16 protein-coding genes are annotated in these 17,927 nt (G+C 49.9%); 14 read left to right on the top strand and 2 right to left on the bottom strand.

What is annotated here, in order from left to right:
* The first annotated feature begins 1 nt into the window (after nucleotide 1).
* From purS to purD, 8 genes are all read left to right on the top strand, one after another.
* Entirely contained in the window at nucleotides 2-256 is a 255-nt protein-coding gene (purS, locus tag MHB78_RS20010) for a phosphoribosylformylglycinamidine synthase subunit PurS (protein ID WP_046130445.1), read from the top strand.
* On the top strand, nucleotides 253-936 hold the full coding sequence (gene purQ, locus MHB78_RS20005; protein WP_046130444.1) for a phosphoribosylformylglycinamidine synthase subunit PurQ: 684 nt from the start codon (nucleotides 253-255) through the stop codon (nucleotides 934-936). The genes purS and purQ overlap by 4 nt, the downstream gene beginning before the upstream one ends.
* The gene (purL, locus tag MHB78_RS20000; protein ID WP_046130443.1) at nucleotides 920-3,148 is read left to right on the top strand and encodes a phosphoribosylformylglycinamidine synthase subunit PurL; all 2,229 of its coding nucleotides are present in this window, start codon (nucleotides 920-922) and stop codon (nucleotides 3,146-3,148) included. The genes purQ and purL overlap by 17 nt, the downstream gene beginning before the upstream one ends.
* Nucleotides 3,124-4,554 carry an amidophosphoribosyltransferase gene (gene purF, locus MHB78_RS19995; RefSeq protein ID WP_046130442.1) on the top strand — a complete coding sequence of 477 codons (1,431 nt, stop codon included), beginning with the start codon at nucleotides 3,124-3,126 and terminating at the stop codon, nucleotides 4,552-4,554. Before purL ends, purF begins: the two co-directional genes overlap by 25 nt.
* A 123-nt stretch (nucleotides 4,555-4,677) precedes the next feature.
* The gene (purM, locus tag MHB78_RS19990; RefSeq protein WP_046130441.1) at nucleotides 4,678-5,718 is read left to right on the top strand and encodes a phosphoribosylformylglycinamidine cyclo-ligase; all 1,041 of its coding nucleotides are present in this window, start codon (nucleotides 4,678-4,680) and stop codon (nucleotides 5,716-5,718) included.
* The gene (gene purN, locus MHB78_RS19985) at nucleotides 5,715-6,302 is read left to right on the top strand and encodes a phosphoribosylglycinamide formyltransferase (protein ID WP_046130440.1); all 588 of its coding nucleotides are present in this window, start codon (nucleotides 5,715-5,717) and stop codon (nucleotides 6,300-6,302) included. Before purM ends, purN begins: the two co-directional genes overlap by 4 nt.
* The gene (purH, locus tag MHB78_RS19980; RefSeq protein WP_046130439.1) at nucleotides 6,299-7,837 is read left to right on the top strand and encodes a bifunctional phosphoribosylaminoimidazolecarboxamide formyltransferase/IMP cyclohydrolase; all 1,539 of its coding nucleotides are present in this window, start codon (nucleotides 6,299-6,301) and stop codon (nucleotides 7,835-7,837) included. The genes purN and purH overlap by 4 nt, the downstream gene beginning before the upstream one ends.
* A 13-nt stretch (nucleotides 7,838-7,850) precedes the next feature.
* Nucleotides 7,851-9,119: a phosphoribosylamine--glycine ligase gene (purD, locus tag MHB78_RS19975; protein WP_046130438.1), complete on the top strand. Its 1,269-nt coding sequence runs from the start codon at nucleotides 7,851-7,853 to the stop codon at nucleotides 9,117-9,119.
* A gap of 47 nt (nucleotides 9,120-9,166) precedes the next feature.
* Here purD and MHB78_RS19970 read toward each other — a convergent pair whose 3' ends face one another.
* A complete protein-coding gene (locus MHB78_RS19970; RefSeq protein WP_046130437.1) occupies nucleotides 9,167-9,745 on the bottom strand; it encodes a TetR/AcrR family transcriptional regulator C-terminal domain-containing protein in 579 nt (192 codons plus the stop codon).
* A gap of 139 nt (nucleotides 9,746-9,884) precedes the next feature.
* Between MHB78_RS19970 and MHB78_RS19965 the strand changes: the two genes are divergently transcribed.
* On the top strand, nucleotides 9,885-11,114 hold the full coding sequence (locus MHB78_RS19965) for a cytochrome P450 (protein ID WP_046130436.1): 1,230 nt from the start codon (nucleotides 9,885-9,887) through the stop codon (nucleotides 11,112-11,114).
* Between the two features lie 294 nt (nucleotides 11,115-11,408).
* Here the strand turns inward: MHB78_RS19965 and MHB78_RS19960 are convergent, their stop codons facing one another.
* Nucleotides 11,409-11,639: a DUF2892 domain-containing protein gene (locus tag MHB78_RS19960; RefSeq protein WP_046130435.1), complete on the bottom strand. Its 231-nt coding sequence runs from the start codon at nucleotides 11,637-11,639 to the stop codon at nucleotides 11,409-11,411.
* 124 nt (nucleotides 11,640-11,763) lie between these two features.
* Here MHB78_RS19960 and MHB78_RS19955 point away from each other — a divergent pair, with 124 nt between their 5' ends.
* The 5 genes from MHB78_RS19955 (at nucleotide 11,764) to pcrA (ending at nucleotide 17,920) form a co-directional block, all read left to right on the top strand.
* Nucleotides 11,764-13,503 (top strand): adenine deaminase C-terminal domain-containing protein, encoded by a 1,740-nt coding sequence (locus tag MHB78_RS19955; RefSeq protein WP_046130434.1) that lies wholly within the window; start codon nucleotides 11,764-11,766, stop codon nucleotides 13,501-13,503.
* 73 nt (nucleotides 13,504-13,576) lie between these two features.
* Complete coding sequence (locus MHB78_RS19950) at nucleotides 13,577-14,512, top strand: DUF3048 domain-containing protein (RefSeq protein ID WP_231947475.1); 936 nt, start codon at nucleotides 13,577-13,579, stop codon at nucleotides 14,510-14,512.
* 2 nt (nucleotides 14,513-14,514) lie between these two features.
* A complete protein-coding gene (locus MHB78_RS19945; protein ID WP_046130432.1) occupies nucleotides 14,515-14,814 on the top strand; it encodes a YerC/YecD family TrpR-related protein in 300 nt (99 codons plus the stop codon).
* 144 nt (nucleotides 14,815-14,958) lie between these two features.
* The gene (locus MHB78_RS19940) at nucleotides 14,959-15,645 is read left to right on the top strand and encodes a heptaprenylglyceryl phosphate synthase (protein ID WP_046130431.1); all 687 of its coding nucleotides are present in this window, start codon (nucleotides 14,959-14,961) and stop codon (nucleotides 15,643-15,645) included.
* Between the two features lie 58 nt (nucleotides 15,646-15,703).
* Nucleotides 15,704-17,920: a DNA helicase PcrA gene (gene pcrA / locus MHB78_RS19935; protein ID WP_046130489.1), complete on the top strand. Its 2,217-nt coding sequence runs from the start codon at nucleotides 15,704-15,706 to the stop codon at nucleotides 17,918-17,920.
* Nucleotides 17,921-17,927 lie beyond the last annotated feature (7 nt).

The raw sequence follows: 17,927 nt of genomic DNA, 5'->3' as shown, positions 1-17,927 counted from the left end.
AATGTACAAAGTGAAAGTTTATGTCAGCTTGAAAGAAAGTGTCCTAGATCCTCAGGGGAGCGCTGTCCAGCATGCTTTGCACAGCATGTCTTACAAAGAAGTTCAGGAAGTCCGCATCGGCAAATACATGGAGCTTACAATCGAAAAATCAGACCGCGACCTTGACGTTTTGGTCAAAGAAATGTGCGAAAAGCTTCTGGCAAATACGGTGATTGAAGATTACAGATACGAAGTCGAGGAGGTTGTCGCACAGTGAAATTTGCGGTGATTGTGTTACCGGGCTCTAACTGCGATATCGACATGTTCCACGCCATCAAAGACGAACTCGGCGAAGAAGCGGAATACGTCTGGCACACGGACACAAGTCTTGAGGAGTATGACGGCGTTTTGATTCCAGGGGGCTTTTCGTACGGTGATTACTTAAGGTGCGGCGCGATCGCCCGCTTTGCAAACATCATGCCGGCCGTCAAAAAAGCAGCCGAAGAAGGAAAGCCTGTACTCGGCGTCTGCAACGGATTTCAAATCTTGCAGGAGCTCGGATTATTGCCGGGCGTGATGAGACGCAACAAAGACTTGAAATTTATCTGCCGCCCTGTCGAACTGATCGTCAAAAACAATGAAACCATGTTCACGTCTTCTTATGCTGCAGGCGAATCGATTACGATTCCGGTTGCCCACGGTGAAGGAAACTTCTATTGTGACGAAGACACGCTTGCCAGGCTGAAAGAAAACAACCAGATTGCGTTCACATATGGAACCAACATCAACGGAAGCGTCGCCGACATTGCAGGCGTCGTGAATGAAAAAGGCAATGTACTGGGCATGATGCCTCACCCTGAGCGCGCGGTCGACACTATGCTCGGAAGCGCCGACGGTCTCAAACTATTTCAGTCCATCGTGAAAAATTGGAGGGAAACTCATGTCGCTACTGCTTGAACCAAGTAAAGAACAAATTAAGGAAGAGAAACTTTATCAGCAAATGGGCGTCAGCGATGACGAGTTCGCCATGATCGAATCGATTCTCGGAAGGCTTCCAAACTATACGGAAATCGGGATTTTTTCGGTGATGTGGTCAGAGCATTGCAGCTACAAAAATTCGAAGCCGATCCTGCGGAAGTTCCCGACGAAAGGCGACCGCGTCCTTCAAGGTCCCGGGGAAGGCGCGGGGATCGTCGACATCGGCGACAATCAGGCGGTCGTGTTCAAAATCGAATCGCACAACCACCCGTCGGCGATTGAACCGTATCAAGGAGCTGCAACAGGCGTAGGCGGCATCATCCGCGATGTCTTTTCGATGGGTGCGCGGCCGATCGCAGTCTTAAACTCTCTTCGGTTCGGCGAACTCACTTCACCGCGCGTGAAGTACTTGTTTGAAGAAGTAGTCGCAGGCATTGCCGGATACGGCAACTGCATCGGAATCCCGACCGTCGGCGGCGAAGTGCAGTTTGACAGCTGCTATGAAGGCAACCCTCTCGTCAATGCAATGTGCGTCGGGCTGATCAACCATGAAGATATTAAAAAAGGGCAGGCGAAAGGCGTCGGCAACACCGTCATGTACGTCGGCGCGAAAACGGGGCGCGACGGCATCCACGGCGCAACGTTCGCATCAGAGGAAATGTCTGATGCTTCAGAAGAAAAGCGTTCAGCGGTTCAAGTCGGCGATCCTTTCATGGAGAAGCTTCTGCTTGAAGCGTGTCTTGAAGTGATCAAATCCGATGCCCTTGTCGGCATTCAGGATATGGGCGCGGCCGGTTTGACCAGTTCGAGCGCGGAGATGGCTTCAAAAGCCGGCTCCGGAATTGAAATGAACCTTGACTTGATCCCTCAGCGGGAAACGGGAATGACGCCTTACGAAATGATGCTTTCAGAGTCTCAGGAGCGGATGCTTTTAGTCATCGAGCGCGGCCGCGAACAGGAAATCATCGATATTTTTGACAAATACGATCTTGAAGCGGTTGCCGTCGGACGCGTAACAGATGACAAAATGCTGCGCCTGTTCCATAAAGGCGAAATCGTCGCCGAGCTTCCGGTCGATGCCCTTGCGGAAGATGCGCCTGTTTACCACAAGCCGTCTAAGGTTCCGGCGTATTACAAAGAATTCCTTGAAGCAGACGTCCCTGCACCAAAGGTGGATGATGCGAAAGAAACGCTTTTTAGTCTATTGCAGCAGCCGACGATCGCCAGCAAGGAATGGGTCTATGACCAATACGACTACATGGTGCGGACGAATACGGTAGTTGCGCCGGGCTCAGATGCGGGGGTTCTCAGAATCCGCGGTACGAAAAAAGCGCTCGCGATGACGACCGACTGCAATGCCCGCTATTTGTACCTCGATCCGGAAATCGGCGGAAAAATCGCCGTTGCCGAGGCTGCGCGCAACATCATTTGCTCCGGTGCAGAGCCGCTTGCGGTCACCGATAACCTGAACTTCGGAAATCCGGAAAAGCCGGAGATTTTCTGGCAGATTGAAAAGGCGGCCGACGGCATCAGCGAGGCATGCAGCGTACTGGGCACCCCGGTTATCGGCGGAAACGTATCCCTTTACAACGAATCGAACGGAAACGCGATCTATCCGACGCCTGTCATCGGTATGGTCGGGCTGATCGAAGATACGAAACACATTACGACGCAGCAATTTAAAGCAGCGGGGGATTTGATCTATGTGATCGGAGAGACGCTTCCTGAATTTGCGGGCAGCGAGCTGCAAAAGCTGACAGAAGGAAAAATCTACGGAAAAGCGCCGGCGATCGATCTTGAAGTCGAAGAGTCAAGGCAAAAAGCCCTTCTTCAAGCGATCCGCTCCGGTTTGGTCCAATCGGCGCACGATGTGTCAGAAGGCGGTCTCGGTGTTGCGCTGGCAGAAAGTGCAATGTCTGCTGAAGGACTTGGCGCCAATGTGACGCTTCCGGGCGAACCGGCATTATTATTCAGCGAAACACAATCACGGTTTATCGTTTCTGTGAAAAAAGAGGATCGGGAAGCGTTCGAAAAGCTTGTCAAAGACGCCAACCTTATCGGTGAAGTAACATCGGACAACATGCTTACGGTTCAAAGCGAGGAAGGAAAACAATGGATTCATGCGCAGACAGAAGAGCTGAAAAGCGCATGGAAAGGAGCTATCCCATGCTTGCTGAAATCAAAGGCTTAAACGAAGAATGCGGCGTATTTGGGATTTGGGGGCATGAAGAAGCACCGCAAATTACGTATTACGGCCTCCACAGCCTGCAGCACAGGGGGCAGGAAGGCGCCGGCATCGTGGCGACAGACGGCCAACACATGTCCGCCCACAAAGGCCAGGGGCTGATTACGGAAGTTTTCCAAAACGGCGAGCTCGAAAAAGTGAAAGGAAAAGGGGCGATCGGCCACGTCCGCTATGCTACGGCTGGCGGCGGCGGCTTCGAAAACGTCCAGCCGTTCCTTTTCCATTCGCAAAACAACGGCAGCCTGGCGCTTGCGCACAACGGAAACTTGGTGAACGCAACCCAGCTGAAACAGCAGCTTGAAAACCAGGGCAGCATTTTTCAAACGTCTTCTGATACGGAAGTGCTCGCACATTTAATTAAGCGAAGCGGCCATTTCGAGTTGAAAGATCAGATCAAAAATGCTCTTTCCATGCTGAAAGGCGCTTATGCTTTCCTGATCATGACGGAAAAGGAAATGATCGTGGCGCTTGACCCGAACGGACTGAGACCGCTATCTGTCGCAATGCTCGGCGACGCGTATGTTGTCGCTTCTGAAACATGTGCGTTTGATGTGGTCGGCGCGACATATTTGCGCGATGTAGAACCGGGCGAGATGCTGATCATCAATGATGAAGGCATGAACTCAGAGCGGTTCTCCATCAACATCAACCGCTCGATCTGCAGCATGGAGTACATTTATTTCTCAAGACCTGACAGCAATATTAACGGCATTAACGTCCACAGCGCGAGAAAGAATCTCGGCAAAAAGCTCGCCGAGGAATCAGGCATTGAAGCAGATGTGGTGACAGGCGTTCCGGACTCAAGCATTTCAGCGGCGATCGGCTATGCCGAAGCGACGGGAATTCCTTACGAACTCGGATTGATCAAAAACCGCTATGTCGGCAGAACGTTCATTCAGCCGTCGCAGTCGCTCAGGGAGCAAGGCGTCAGGATGAAGCTGTCAGCCGTCCGCGGAGTCGTTGAAGGCAAGCGCGTTGTCATGGTGGACGATTCCATTGTAAGAGGCACGACGAGCCGCAGGATTGTGACGATGCTGCGCGAAGCCGGAGCGACGGAAGTGCACGTCAGAATCAGTTCTCCGCCTATTGCCCATCCGTGCTTTTACGGAATTGACACATCGACGCACGAAGAACTGATCGCTTCCTCTCATTCAGTGGAAGAAATCCGTCAGGAAATCGGCGCCGATACATTGTCATTCTTGAGCATTGAAGGGCTCCTTTCCGGGATCGGAAGACAGTATGAAGGCGAAAACCGCGGCCAGTGCATGGCCTGCTTTACAGGAAAATACCCGACCGAGATTTATCAAGATACTGTTCTTCCTCACGTGAAAGAAGCCGTTTTAACAAAATAAACCAGCCGGCGCGCTTGAAGCGCCTGGCCTGCTGAAATGAATAAAGGGCAGCAGAAGCGATGCGGCTGCTCTTTTGATTTTGAATATCACGAATGGACAAGCGCGGAATAAGGAGTGATTGTGTTGTCTGAAAGCTATAAAAACGCCGGGGTTGATATTGAAGCCGGATATGAAGCCGTAAAACGGATGAAAAAACATGTGGAAAGAACGAAGCGAATCGGCGCAATGGGCGGTCTTGGCGGGTTTGGCGGCATGTTTGACCTGTCCGAACTGCCGTACAAACAGCCGGTTCTGATTTCGGGAACGGACGGTGTCGGCACAAAGCTAAAGCTCGCTTTTGCGATGGACAAGCATGACACGATCGGTATCGATGCCGTCGCTATGTGTGTCAATGATGTGCTCGCTCAAGGAGCGGAGCCGCTTTTCTTCCTCGATTACCTTGCGGTCGGAAAAGCCGATCCCGTCAAAATTGAAGAGATTGTAAAAGGCGTCGCTGAAGGCTGCGTACAGTCGGGATCAGCGCTTGTCGGCGGAGAAACGGCGGAAATGCCTGGTCTTTATACAGAGAATGAATACGATATTGCCGGGTTCTCGGTCGGAGCTGCTGAAAAAGATGGCATCGTCACGGGCGAAAACATCGGCGAAGGACATCTCTTAATCGGACTTTCTTCAAGCGGACTTCACAGCAACGGCTTCTCTCTCGTTCGGAAAGTTCTTCTTGAAGATGCCGGTCTGAATCTTGATGAGACGTATACACCTTTTGAACGGCCTCTTGGCGAAGAGCTTTTAGAGCCGACGAAAATTTATGTCAAACCTGTCCTTGAAGCGGTGAAATCAGGCAAAATCGCCGGCATGGCGCACGTGACCGGCGGCGGCTTTATCGAAAACCTGCCGCGCATGATGCCTGATGGCCTTGGAGTTGAAATCGACATCGGCTCATGGCCCGTCCCTCCTATCTTTCCGTTCATTCAGGAGAAAGGCGGCCTCAAATCCGAGGAAATGTTCAATGTTTTCAATATGGGAATCGGCTTTGTCCTTGCGGTAAAAGAAAAGGATATGACAGACGTGATTCAAACGCTCGAAAACAAAGGTGAAAAAGCCTATCTTATCGGCAGAGTGAAAGCCGGAAGCGGCGTTGTGTTTGGCGGTGCCGGTCTTTCATGAGAAAATTCGCGGTATTTGCATCAGGAAGCGGAACGAATTTTGAAAAGATCGAGAGAAGAATGAGAGAAGAGAACTGGGATGCCGAAATCGTCCTTGTCGTCTGTGACAAGCCCGATGCGAAAGTGCTTGATAGGGCGGAAAGAGCCGGAATCCCGTCGTTTGCATTCCAGCCGAAATCATTCGAAAATAAAGCGGCTTTTGAACAGGTGATCGTTGAACAGCTCCGCCTCCACGAAGCGGAATGGATTGTCCTGGCGGGGTATATGAGGCTGATCGGCGATACGCTTCTTTCGGCTTACCGGAATAAAATCATCAACATCCATCCGTCGCTCCTGCCGGCGTTCCCCGGCATCGACGCGATCGGACAAGCGTACAGAGCAGGCGTGAAAGTGGCAGGCATCACGGTTCACTATGTTGACGAAGGCATGGATACCGGTCCGATTATCGCCCAGCGCGCCGTTGAGCTTGAAAAAAACGAAACACTCGCGTCTCTCGAAGAAAAGATACACAAATTGGAGCATGAGCTTTATCCCGAAGTAATCAAAGAGCTTCTTGAACTAAATGGCAGAGGTGAGAAGGAATGACGATCAAACGCGCATTAATCAGCGTATCTGATAAAACGAACATTGTCCCTTTTGTAAAAGAATTGACAGAGCTTGGCGTTGAAGTGATTTCAACAGGCGGCACAAGCAAACTTCTTCAGGAAAACGGAGTTGACGTCATCGGCATTTCTGAAGTGACAGGCTTTCCCGAAATCATGGACGGCCGTCTGAAAACCCTTCATCCGAATATTCACGGCGGGCTTCTTGCCGTACGCGGCAACGAAAAACACATGGCGCAGCTGAATGAGCAGGGTATCCAGCCGATCGACCTTGTCGTTGTCAACCTTTATCCGTTTAAAGAAACGATTTCAAAGGAAGGCGTCACATACGAAGAAGCGATTGAAAACATCGATATCGGCGGACCGGGCATGCTTCGCGCCGCCGCGAAAAACCATCAGGATGTCGTCGTCATCGTCGACCCTCAAGACTACGAGCCGGTGCTGAACGAAATCAAAGAAGCTGGCGGGGTATCCCTTGAGAAAAAACGCGGCCTTGCGGCAAAAGTATTCCGCCACACGGCAGCTTATGACGCGTTGATCGCTGACTACTTAACAAACGTAACCGGTGAAAAAGAGCCTGAACAGTTCACCGTCACGTTTGAGAAAAAACAATCGCTCCGCTACGGCGAAAATCCGCATCAGGAAGCAGTCTTTTATCAAAGCGCGCTCCCTGTCAAAGGGTCAATCGCTTCAGCTGAACAGCTGCACGGAAAAGAGCTCTCCTACAACAACATCAAAGACGCGGATGCGGCACTTCAAATCGTCCGCGAGTTCACAGAGCCGGCTGCGGTTGCCGTCAAGCACATGAACCCTTGCGGCGTCGGGACGGGCAACACGATCGAAGAGGCGTTTAACAAAGCATACGCCGCTGACGAAACGTCGATTTTCGGCGGCATCATCGCGCTCAACCGTGAAGTTGACAAAGCGACTGCCGAAGCTCTTCACCAGATCTTTTTGGAAATCATTATCGCACCGGCATTCAGCCAAGAAGCGCTTGATATTTTAACATCCAAGAAAAACCTTCGTCTCTTGACGCTTGATGTCAATCAGCCTGTGAAAAACGAAAAGCAGCTGACATCTGTTCAAGGCGGGCTTTTGATTCAGGATCTGGATATGCACGGCTTTGACGACGCTGACATTACGATACCGACGAAAAGGGAGCCGACCGAACAGGAATGGGCAGACCTGAAACTCGCTTGGAAAGTCGTGAAGCACGTCAAATCGAATGCGATTGTCCTGGCAAAAGACGATATGACGATCGGCGTCGGCGCCGGGCAAATGAACCGTGTCGGCTCCGCGAAAATCGCAATTGAGCAAGCCGGCGGGAAAGCGAAAGGAAGCGCGCTCGGATCAGATGCCTTCTTCCCGATGCCTGATACAGTCGAAGAAGCGGCTAAAGCCGGTGTGACGGCGATCATTCAGCCGGGCGGCTCAGTTCGTGATGAAGATTCGATTAAAAAAGCGGATGAATACGGCATCGCGATGGTGTTCACCGGAATCCGCCATTTCAAACATTAAGGGAGTGACCAACGTGAACGTATTGATTATCGGCAGAGGCGGCAGGGAGCACACACTGGCCTGGAAAGCGGCGCAAAGCCCTCTTGTCAGCACTGTATATGCAGCGCCCGGCAATGACGGAATGGCCGGGACCGCCGTACTCGTTGATCTTGACGAAGGCAATCACGAGGGGCTTCTCGCTTTCGCAAAGGAAAACAATATCGGACTGACGATCGTCGGCCCTGAGGTCCCCTTAATCGAAGGGCTTGTTGATGCATTTGAAGAAGCGGGCCTTCCGGTGTTCGGACCTTCGAAAAAAGCAGCTGTAATTGAAGGCAGCAAGCAGTTTGCCAAAGATCTCATGAAAAAATATCAGATTCCGACAGCAGAATACGAAACGTTTACATCTTTTGAAAATGCAAAGGCGTATGTCGAGGAAAAAGGCGCTCCGATCGTCATCAAAGCGGACGGCCTCGCCGCCGGAAAAGGCGTCACAGTCGCGATGACAGCCGAAGAGGCGATTCAGTGTCTGCATGACTTTTTAGAAGATGAAAAGTTCGGCGAAGCAAGCGCGTCTGTCGTCATCGAGGAATTTTTGAGCGGTGAAGAATTTTCGCTGATGGCTTTTGTCAAAGGTGAGAAAGTGTATCCGATGGTAATCGCGCAGGACCATAAGCGCGCTTTTGACGGAGACAAAGGCCCGAATACAGGGGGGATGGGCGCCTATTCTCCTGTTCCGCAGATTTCCGGTGCGGTTGTCGAAGACGCCGTTAAAACGATTTTGGAGCCCGCCGCCAAGGCGATGGTCAACGAAGGACGTTCGTTTACGGGCATTTTATATGCCGGCTTAATGCTGACCGAAAAAGGAACAAAAGTGATCGAATTCAATGCCAGATTCGGTGATCCGGAGACACAGGTCGTCCTCCCGCGCCTTGAATCAGACCTTGTGCAAGTGATGCTTGACCTCCTCGCGGACAAAGAAGTGGAGCTCAAGTGGAAGGATACGGCGGCAGTCACCGTTGTTCTTGCATCTGAAGGCTATCCGGAAAGCTATGAAAAAGGCACGCCGATCGGCGCGCTTGAGCCTGACATGGAACAGACCGTCGTCTTTCACGCAGGCACGAAAAAAAGCGGCGATCAGTTTGTGACGAACGGCGGCCGCGTCGCCAATGTCACAGCGTTTGCAGAGACGTTTGATGCGGCAAGGGAAGCAGCCTATCAAGCGGTGGAACGAGTAAGAAAACCGGGGCTGTTTTACCGGACGGATATCGGCGCGCGTGCGCTCAAGGCAGCGCAGAAATAACGATGGAGAGACAGAGCGGAGCATCCGTTTTGTCTCTTTTTTTGCAGTCAATTTTTTTGGATCATCTTGATCATCGATTCAGCCATCAATTCGGGCGGAAAAGGCATGCCGTTTTCAAGCCACCATGCGGCTGTCCCCGCAAAGGCGGAAATCACAAACCGCCGCTGGATATCAAGAGGCACTGAGCGGTCAGTATCAGCAGCTGCCGTTTTTTTGATTCCCGTCAAAAAGCTGTCATTCCAAAAATCATTGAGCAGCTCCTTAATGTTCAGCTCATATCTTCGATTGATGATAATCGCAAAATCACCGCAGTTCTGTTGCAAATGCTGATAAAAGCGCAGCACATACCAGTACGCTTCAGGCTTTTCCCCGCTGCAATCTATATCAAGCGGCGAAAAGATATCCTCTTTCATCGCTTCAAACATGTCTCTCATATTTTGATGAAGCAAATCGTACTTATCTTGATAATGCTGATAAAATGTCGTTCGGTTCAAGTTTGCCCGTTGCGTAATATCCTGCACAGAGATTTTTCCCCATTCTTTTTCAGCAAGCAGTTCAAACAAGGCTTTTTTTAAGTTTGTTTTCGATTTTGTGATCCGCTTGTCCCCTCGGTAGCTGTCAGCCACTTCAGCCGCCTCCTCAAAACACTTTTTCGACACTTATTTTCCATTTGTTGGTTGAATGGTCAGGTGGAATCTTTTAATTTAAAACTAACATATTAAACTTCATGAATCAGCTGACAAGCAACCGAAGGAGTGAAAGCGAATGAGTCAAACAAAACAGCAGAACCCCATTCAGAAAGCGCTGATTAACGGAAAGAACAGACAAGACCCGTATGATCCGTTTCCATGGTATGAAAAAATGCGCACCGAATCACCGATTCATTATGATGAAGACAGCAAAGTGTGGAGTGTGTTCCGTTATAATGATGTCAAAAGAGTGATCAGCGACAAAGACTTTTTTTCAAATCAATTCCCTCAGATTGGAACTGGCAATACGTTTGCGAAAACGATGATCAGCATGGATCCGCCGAAACATACGAGAATCAGATCGATCGTCAACAGGGCTTTTACACCGCGCGTCATGAAAGAGTGGGAGCCGCGCATTCGCGAACTGACGAATGAACTGCTCGCTGATGTCCGCGGCAGGGAAGAGATCGACCTTGTACAGAATTTTTCATATCCGTTGCCCGTCATTGTCATTTCGGAATTGCTCGGCGTTCCTTCAGTGTATAAGCATCATTTCAAAGAATGGTCCGACCTGTTGGTCAGCCTGCCGAAGAGCGATCGGCCGGAAGATGTGAACGAGTGGAAAAACATCAGGGATCAAGGCGAAGAAGAACTGACCGCATTTTTTGAAAAGATGATTGAAGAGAAAAGACAAAACCTCGGCAATGACCTGATTTCGCTTTTGATCAAAGCAGAACAAGAAGGGGACAAGCTTTCTCCAGATGAATTGGTTCCGTTTTGCAATCTGCTCTTGATGGCGGGGAATGAAACGACGACGAATTTGGTTTCAAATGCGGTCTACAGCATTCTCGAAACACCGGGTGCATATGACGAGCTCGCCGGGCATCCTGAACTGATTCCGCAGGCCGTCGAGGAAGCCGTCCGTTTCCGGGCGCCCGCACCGATGATCGTGCGCTTCGTTAAACAGGATACCGAAATCAGAGGAGTGAGCTTGAAAAAAGGAGAAGGTGTGGTCGCTTTCCTTGCATCCGCCAACCGTGATGAAGCGAAATTTGAGAGGGCGCACGAATTTGATATTCACCGCCATCCGAACCCGCATATCGGATTTGGGCACGGCATCCACTTCTGCTTGGGCGCCCCGCTCGCGAGGCTGGAAGCGGCGATCGCTCTTGAGGCGCTCCTCAAGCAGTATTCCTCGATGGAAAAGCTTGCGATCGTGCCGATGGCCGACAGCAGCATGTATGGCTTGAAACATTTTCGTCTGCGGGTGAAGTCAGCAGGGAAAACGGCGCCATACTCATTTTAAAAGCACCTGAAATGGTGCTTTTTTGTTGTCGGTGGAAAAACCGCCCAACCTTTAGCAACATTTTTTTAAGGCAGTGATAGGGAAGGAGAAAGCATATGAGCCATGTAACCTGCAAAAGGTGTAAAAAACAAATATCAAAAGACGAGACATTTTTTACATGGACAAACCCGTCGGATATCACCCATGTCAAAAGGTTTTTGGAGAGCAACGGCTTGATTTTATGTGAAGACTGTACAAGAGAGCATTTGCAAAAATGACGCTATTCAATGTAAAAAAGCACCCAAAAGGTGCTTTTTATGATTGTTCGCCAGTCTCTCCCTGCTGTTTCATATACGTTTGGCAGACATACGTCATGGGACAAAATCGTAAAATGCCGGAAGCGGTTTTGAGCGCACCCATAAACATGCAGAAAAGCGTCATTCTGCACCACGGCTTTCTCGTAAACTTGGCGGCTGCGGCGGATAAAATCGTAAGACCGCAGGCGATGCGAAATACGGCGTCAAACAGTCCGATGTTTTGTTTCATGATTGATTCCTCCGATTTAAATAATTAAATAATTGTGTTTTCGAAAAATTGTAACGGATTGGTAATGCGTGACAATAGTAAATGTGTTAACATAGGGTCATTACATGTAAAGGAGAGTATGTGAATGTTCGAACGCACCTTAAATTGGAAAAACAAAGACATCAGATCGCAAGTTGATGTTGTAAGTTCAAGGCTGCTCCCAACGCTCCTTTTACGAAATGCAAACGTATTGAACCCTTATTTAAAGCAATGGATCTCTGCAAACGTATGGATTCATCGTGACAGAATCGTTTATGTCGGCCGCGATCTTCCGAAAACGGCTGTTAAAACTACCATAGATTGTGAAGGAAAATACATTGTACCCGGGTATATTGAGCCGCATGCCCATCCTTTTCAAATTTATAATCCCCAAACATTGGCCGAATATGTGTCACAGTTTGGAACGACGACATTCGTCAATGACAACTTGTTCCTGCTTTTGCATTGCGGAAAAAAGAAAGCGTTTTCTATTTTGGAGGAGCTGAAAAAACAGCCTGTTCACTACTATTGGTGGTCAAGGTATGATTTGCAGACAGAGGTGCCTGACGAAGACCGGATTCTTTCGATCGACTACCGGAAGCACTGGGGCGAGCACCCTGACGTGATTCAGGGCGGAGAAATGACGGGCTGGCCGCGCCTTTTGGACGGAGATGACTTAATCCTGCACTGCATGCAATGCACGAAAAGAAGGCGGAAACGGATCGAAGGCCATTTTCCGGGCGCATCAGAGAAAACGCTCACAAAAATGAAGCTTTTCGGCGCTGATGCCGATCATGAAGCCATGACGGGAAAGGAAGTATTAAAGCGGCTTGAGCTGGGCTATTATGCCGGATTAAGGCATTCTTCGATACGCCCTGATCTCAGAACGATCCTGCGCGACCTTCACGAAGAGGGATTCCGCCATTACGACCACTTGTTCTACACGACTGACGGCGCAACGCCGAATTTTTATAAGGAAGGCATGACAAACAAGCTCATTTCAATCGCTCTTGAAGAGGGCGTTCCGGCGATCGACGCATATAATATGGCCTCTTTCAATATTGCGAAATACTATCAGCTTGAAGACCTTCTCGGCGTCGTCGCACCGGGCAGATATGCGACATTGAACATATTGGAAAGCCCTGAAAATCCGGCTCCGGTAACGGTGCTTGCGAAAGGCCGGATCTTGAAATCTGACGGGGCGGACATGGAGCTGTTTGGAGAGACGGACTGGAAAAAAGGCGGTCTTGTCCCTCTGAACCTTTCATATGATCTAACGATGGATGATTTGCAGTTTTCCATGCCGCTCGGATTGAAGATGAGGAATGCCGTCATCATGGAGCCTTATACGATTGAGATTGACAACTCCGTCAACCAGCTCTCATTTGATCATGATGAAAGCTATCTCGCCCTGTTCGACAAAAACGGCAGATGGCGGGTCAATACGATGCTGAAAGGCTTTGCCACACGCGTGCAGGGGTTTGTCAGCTCATATTCGACGACGGGAGACATTATTGCAATCGGGAAAAATAAAGATGACATGCTGCTGGCTTTTGAGCGAATGAAGGAAATCGGCGGAGGCATCGTATTAGCCGAAAACGGAAAAATCCTCCACGAAATTCCTCTTCATTTAAGCGGCGGGGCGTCAAAAGAGGCGTTTCAGAAGGTGCTTGAACGGGAAAGCGCGCTGAAAGACCTCCTTTTTGAAAGAGGATACATGTTCAGCGATCCTGTCTATACCCTGCTGTTTCTCCAAAGCACCCATCTGCCCTACATCAGGGTGACGCCGAAAGGGATCTTTGATGTCATGAAAAAAACTGTACTCTTTCCATCGATAATGCGTTAAAATATAAAAGAGCGGGAGCTAATGTATGATCAATCGATATGTGAGGGTACTGCTGTCTATAGCCTGTGCCGCAATGCTGATGTCATGCGGGATAAGCAATGAGCAGAATGTGCAGAATACCTATCCGCTGACGGGAATGAAAGCGGATGGAGAGATTCGCAAGCGGCCGCTCGCCGTTGTGGTGAACAATCATCCAAAGGCAAGGCCGCAGTCGGGGTTAAGCAAGGCAGACATCGTGATTGAGAGTTTGAGCGAAGGACCGATTACAAGATTTTTGGCGATTTTTCAAAGCGAAATGCCTGAAACCGCAGGTCCCGTCAGAAGCGCCAGAGAGTATTTCATTGATCTGGCTCTCGGTTTTGACGGCATACTGGTGCATCACGGCTGGAGTCCGGGTGCAAGAAACCGGCTTGAAAGCGGTGCGGCGGATCATATCAACGGAATGGATTATGACGGCAGTCTGTTTTGGAGAGCGGACTTCCGGGAGGCGCCCCATAACTCGTATACTTCATTTGAAAATATTAAAAAAGCAGCCGCTGACAAAGGATATTCCATGAAAGCCGCTCCAGAACCTTATACGTTTAAAAAAGCCCGTCCAACATCAGGGACGCCTTACCGCATCCGGTTAGATTACGGGACAAAAAACGTTACAAACCAAGTAGATTTTGGTTATGATAAAAAGGTTGACGGTTATATGAGAATGTCAGACGGCATGCTGACAACAGACCTTGAAACTGAAGAACCGATCATTCTTCAAAATATACTAATAGTGGAAGCCGAACATCGCATCAAAGATGCCTACGGGAGAAGGGATATCGACCTGCGTTCAGGCGGACAAGGGCTGCTTCTGCAGAACGGGGAAGTCCATCAAGTCGATTGGAAAAACGAAGAAGGCCGGCTTGTGCCGGTAAAGGACGGAAAAACCGTTCCTTTCGTTCCGGGAAAAACGTGGATCAACATCATTCCCGATCTCAGCAAGGTTTCTATTAGCAAAGGAGAAGGTGTGTAACGATGCAGATCGATAAATTGCGCGGGAGAGAGCTCGACCAGCTTTTTCAATCCATCCTATCATTGAGAGATCTCGAAGAATGCTACCGTTTTTTCGATGATCTGTGTACGATAAATGAAATACAATCGCTGGCTCAGCGGCTCGAAGTCGCCAGAATGCTCCGCGACGGCAACACGTACCACAAAATTGAAACGGAAACCGGAGCGAGCACGGCGACCATTTCCAGGGTGAAACGCTGCCTGAATTACGGAAATGACGCCTATATTATGGCGCTGGACCGTGTAAAAGAAGAATCAGAATGATCTTTCAAACCGCCTGGCCCCTTTAGCCCGGCGGTTTTTTATGTCCAAAATTTCCACTCTTACTTTCTTCGTTATCCGTTTTTCCAACAGGGGTGAATTTGTTATAATATTTAAATGGCAAGAACGATTGGAGGAGCTTTTTTTATGTACGATATTACCGAGTGGAAGCACGTCTTTAAACTCGATCCAAATAAAGAGATAACAGATGAACAGCTCGAGCAGCTGTGCGAATCGGGAACGGATGCGATTCTGATCGGCGGTAGCGACAACATCACAGAGGATGATGTGCTCCGGCTGATGTCGAAAGTGCGTCGTTTTTTAGTGCCGTGCGTCCTTGAAGTATCCGCGATTGATGCGATCGTGCCGGGATTTGACCTCTATTTTATCCCGACCGTACTGAACAGCAAAAACCCCGACTGGATCGTCGGCCTACATAAAGAAGCGATGAAAGAATACGGCGAGCTGATGTCTCCTGAAGAGATCATCGTCGAAGGCTACTGCATTTTAAACCCGGACTGCAAGGCGGCGGCTTTGACAGACGCCGATGCAGAGATTGGACTGGAAGACATCAAAGCCTATGCGCGGCTGGCTGAAAAGCTCTTTTCGATGCCGGTCTTTTATCTGGAATACAGCGGAATGCTCGGGGATGCCGAGACGGTGAAGGAAGCGAAGGCCGTTCTGACCGATACGGTTTTATTTTACGGCGGCGGCATTTCAGATCCCGAAACAGCGGCAAAAATGGCCGAATACGCAGACGTCGTCGTTGTCGGGAACGCGGTTTACGAAGATTTCGGACAAGCGCTGAAAACGGTGGATGCGGTAAAAAAATAAGCGGAACAAACCGGATTGGTTTATAATAGAACATATGTTTGAAGAGGCGGTGAACGGATTGAATTATATTAGCGACCAATTATTGAATGGATTAAATAACGTACAGCAGGAAGCGGTCAAAACAACGGAAGGGCCGCTTTTGATCATGGCCGGCGCGGGAAGCGGAAAAACGCGGGTTTTGACCCATCGGATCGCGTATTTGATGGCGGAAAAGCGCGTCGCTCCGTGGAACATTCTGGCGATCACGTTTACGAACAAAGCGGCGAGAGAGATGAAAGACCGCGTGGAAAGCATTCTCGGACCAGGTGCGGATGACATTTGGATTTCGACTTTCCACAGCATGTGCGTGAGAATTTTGCGGAGGGACATCGACCGGATCGGGATCAACCGCAATTTCTCGATTCTTGATACGTCAGATCAGCTTTCTGTCATTAAAGGAATCTTGAAGGAAAGAAACATCGATCCGAAAAAGTTTGACCCGCGGAGCATTCTCGGCTCCATCAGCGGCGCGAAAAACGAACTGATCGATCCTGAGGAATACGAGAAAACGGCAGGCGGCTTTTTTGAGCAGGTTGTCAGCGACGTCTACAAAGATTATCAGAAAAAACTGCGGAAAAACCAGTCCCTCGATTTTGACGACTTGATCATGACGACGATCCGTCTGTTTGAGAGGGTGCCTGAGGTGCTAGAATACTATCAGCGCAAATTCCAATACATTCATGTCGATGAGTATCAGGATACGAACAGGGCGCAGTATCTGCTCGTCAAAAAAATGGCGCAGCGCTTCCAAAACATCTGCGTCGTCGGGGACTCGGACCAGTCGATCTACAGATGGCGCGGAGCGGACATCGCCAACATCCTGTCCTTTGAAAAAGACTACCCGAACGCAAGCGTCATTTTGCTGGAGCAAAACTACAGATCGACGAAGCGGATCTTGAACGCGGCCAACGAAGTGATCAAAAACAACTCGAACAGAAAACCGAAAAACCTGTGGACGGAAAATGACGAAGGGACGAAGATCTCCTATTTCAGGGGGGACAACGAATTTGGCGAAGGGCAGTTTGTAGCCGGGAAAATCAGGGAGCTCGTCCAATCCGGCAAGCGCTCCTACTCCGATATCGCGATTTTATACCGGACAAACGCCCAGTCCCGCGTCATTGAGGAAACGCTGATGAAAGCGAACATCAATTACAACATCGTCGGCGGCACAAAGTTCTATGACCGGAAGGAAATTAAAGACATCCTCGCCTACCTGCGGCTTGTCGCTAATCCGGATGACGATATCAGCTTTGCGAGAATCGTCAATGTGCCGAAGCGCGGCGTCGGTGCGACTTCCGTCGATAAAATCGCCGCATACGCGGACATGAACGGGCTGTCTCTGTTTGAAGCGCTCGGACAGGTCGACTTTATCGGCCTCAGCGCGAAAGCGGCCAACGCCCTTGACGACTTCAGACAGATGATCGAAAACTTGACGAATATGCAGGAATACTTATCCGTCACAGAACTGACTGAGGAAATCCTTGAAAAAACCGAATACCGCGACATGCTGAAGGCGGAAAAAACGCTCGAAGCCCAGAGCCGGTTAGAGAATATCGACGAGTTTTTGTCCGTGACGAAAAACTTTGAACAGCAAAGCGAAGATAAGTCGCTCGTCGCCTTTTTGACGGACCTTGCGCTCATCGCCGATATCGATCAGCTTGATCAGCAGGAAGAGGAATCCGGTAATAAAGATGCCGTCATCTTGATGACGCTTCACGCTGCCAAAGGGCTCGAATTTCCGGTCGTCTTTCTGATGGGGCTTGAAGAAGGGGTCTTCCCGCACAGCCGTTCCCTGATGGAGGAAGCGGAAATGGAAGAGGAGCGGAGGCTCGCTTATGTCGGCATTACGCGGGCTGAGGAAGAGCTCTATTTAACGAACGCGCGGATGAGAACGCTGTTCGGCAGAACGAATATGAACCCGGAATCGCGATTCATCGCGGAAATACCGGAAGAATTATTGGACAATCTAAACGAGAAGAAGAATACGGCGTCTCCGTTCGGACGAAAACCGGAGCGTAAAGCGCCTGTCACCCGTCCGGCGACGGCTTACACGAAAACGGGCGGCGACGGAATCGAATGGGCCGTCGGAGACAAAGCCTCTCATAAAAAATGGGGCACAGGCACGGTCGTCAGCGTGAAAGGGGCAGGTGAATCGACTGAGCTTGACATCGCCTTTCCGAGTCCGATCGGAGTGAAACGTCTGCTCGCGGCCTTTGCGCCAATTGAAAAGCAATAATGGCAAA

The organism is Bacillus sp. FSL K6-0138, assembly GCF_037982765.1.
Lineage (GTDB): Bacteria > Bacillota > Bacilli > Bacillales > Bacillaceae > Bacillus > Bacillus glycinifermentans.
The sequence above is the reverse complement of the archived record's forward strand: the minus strand, read 5'-3'. Positions and strand labels throughout refer to the sequence as shown.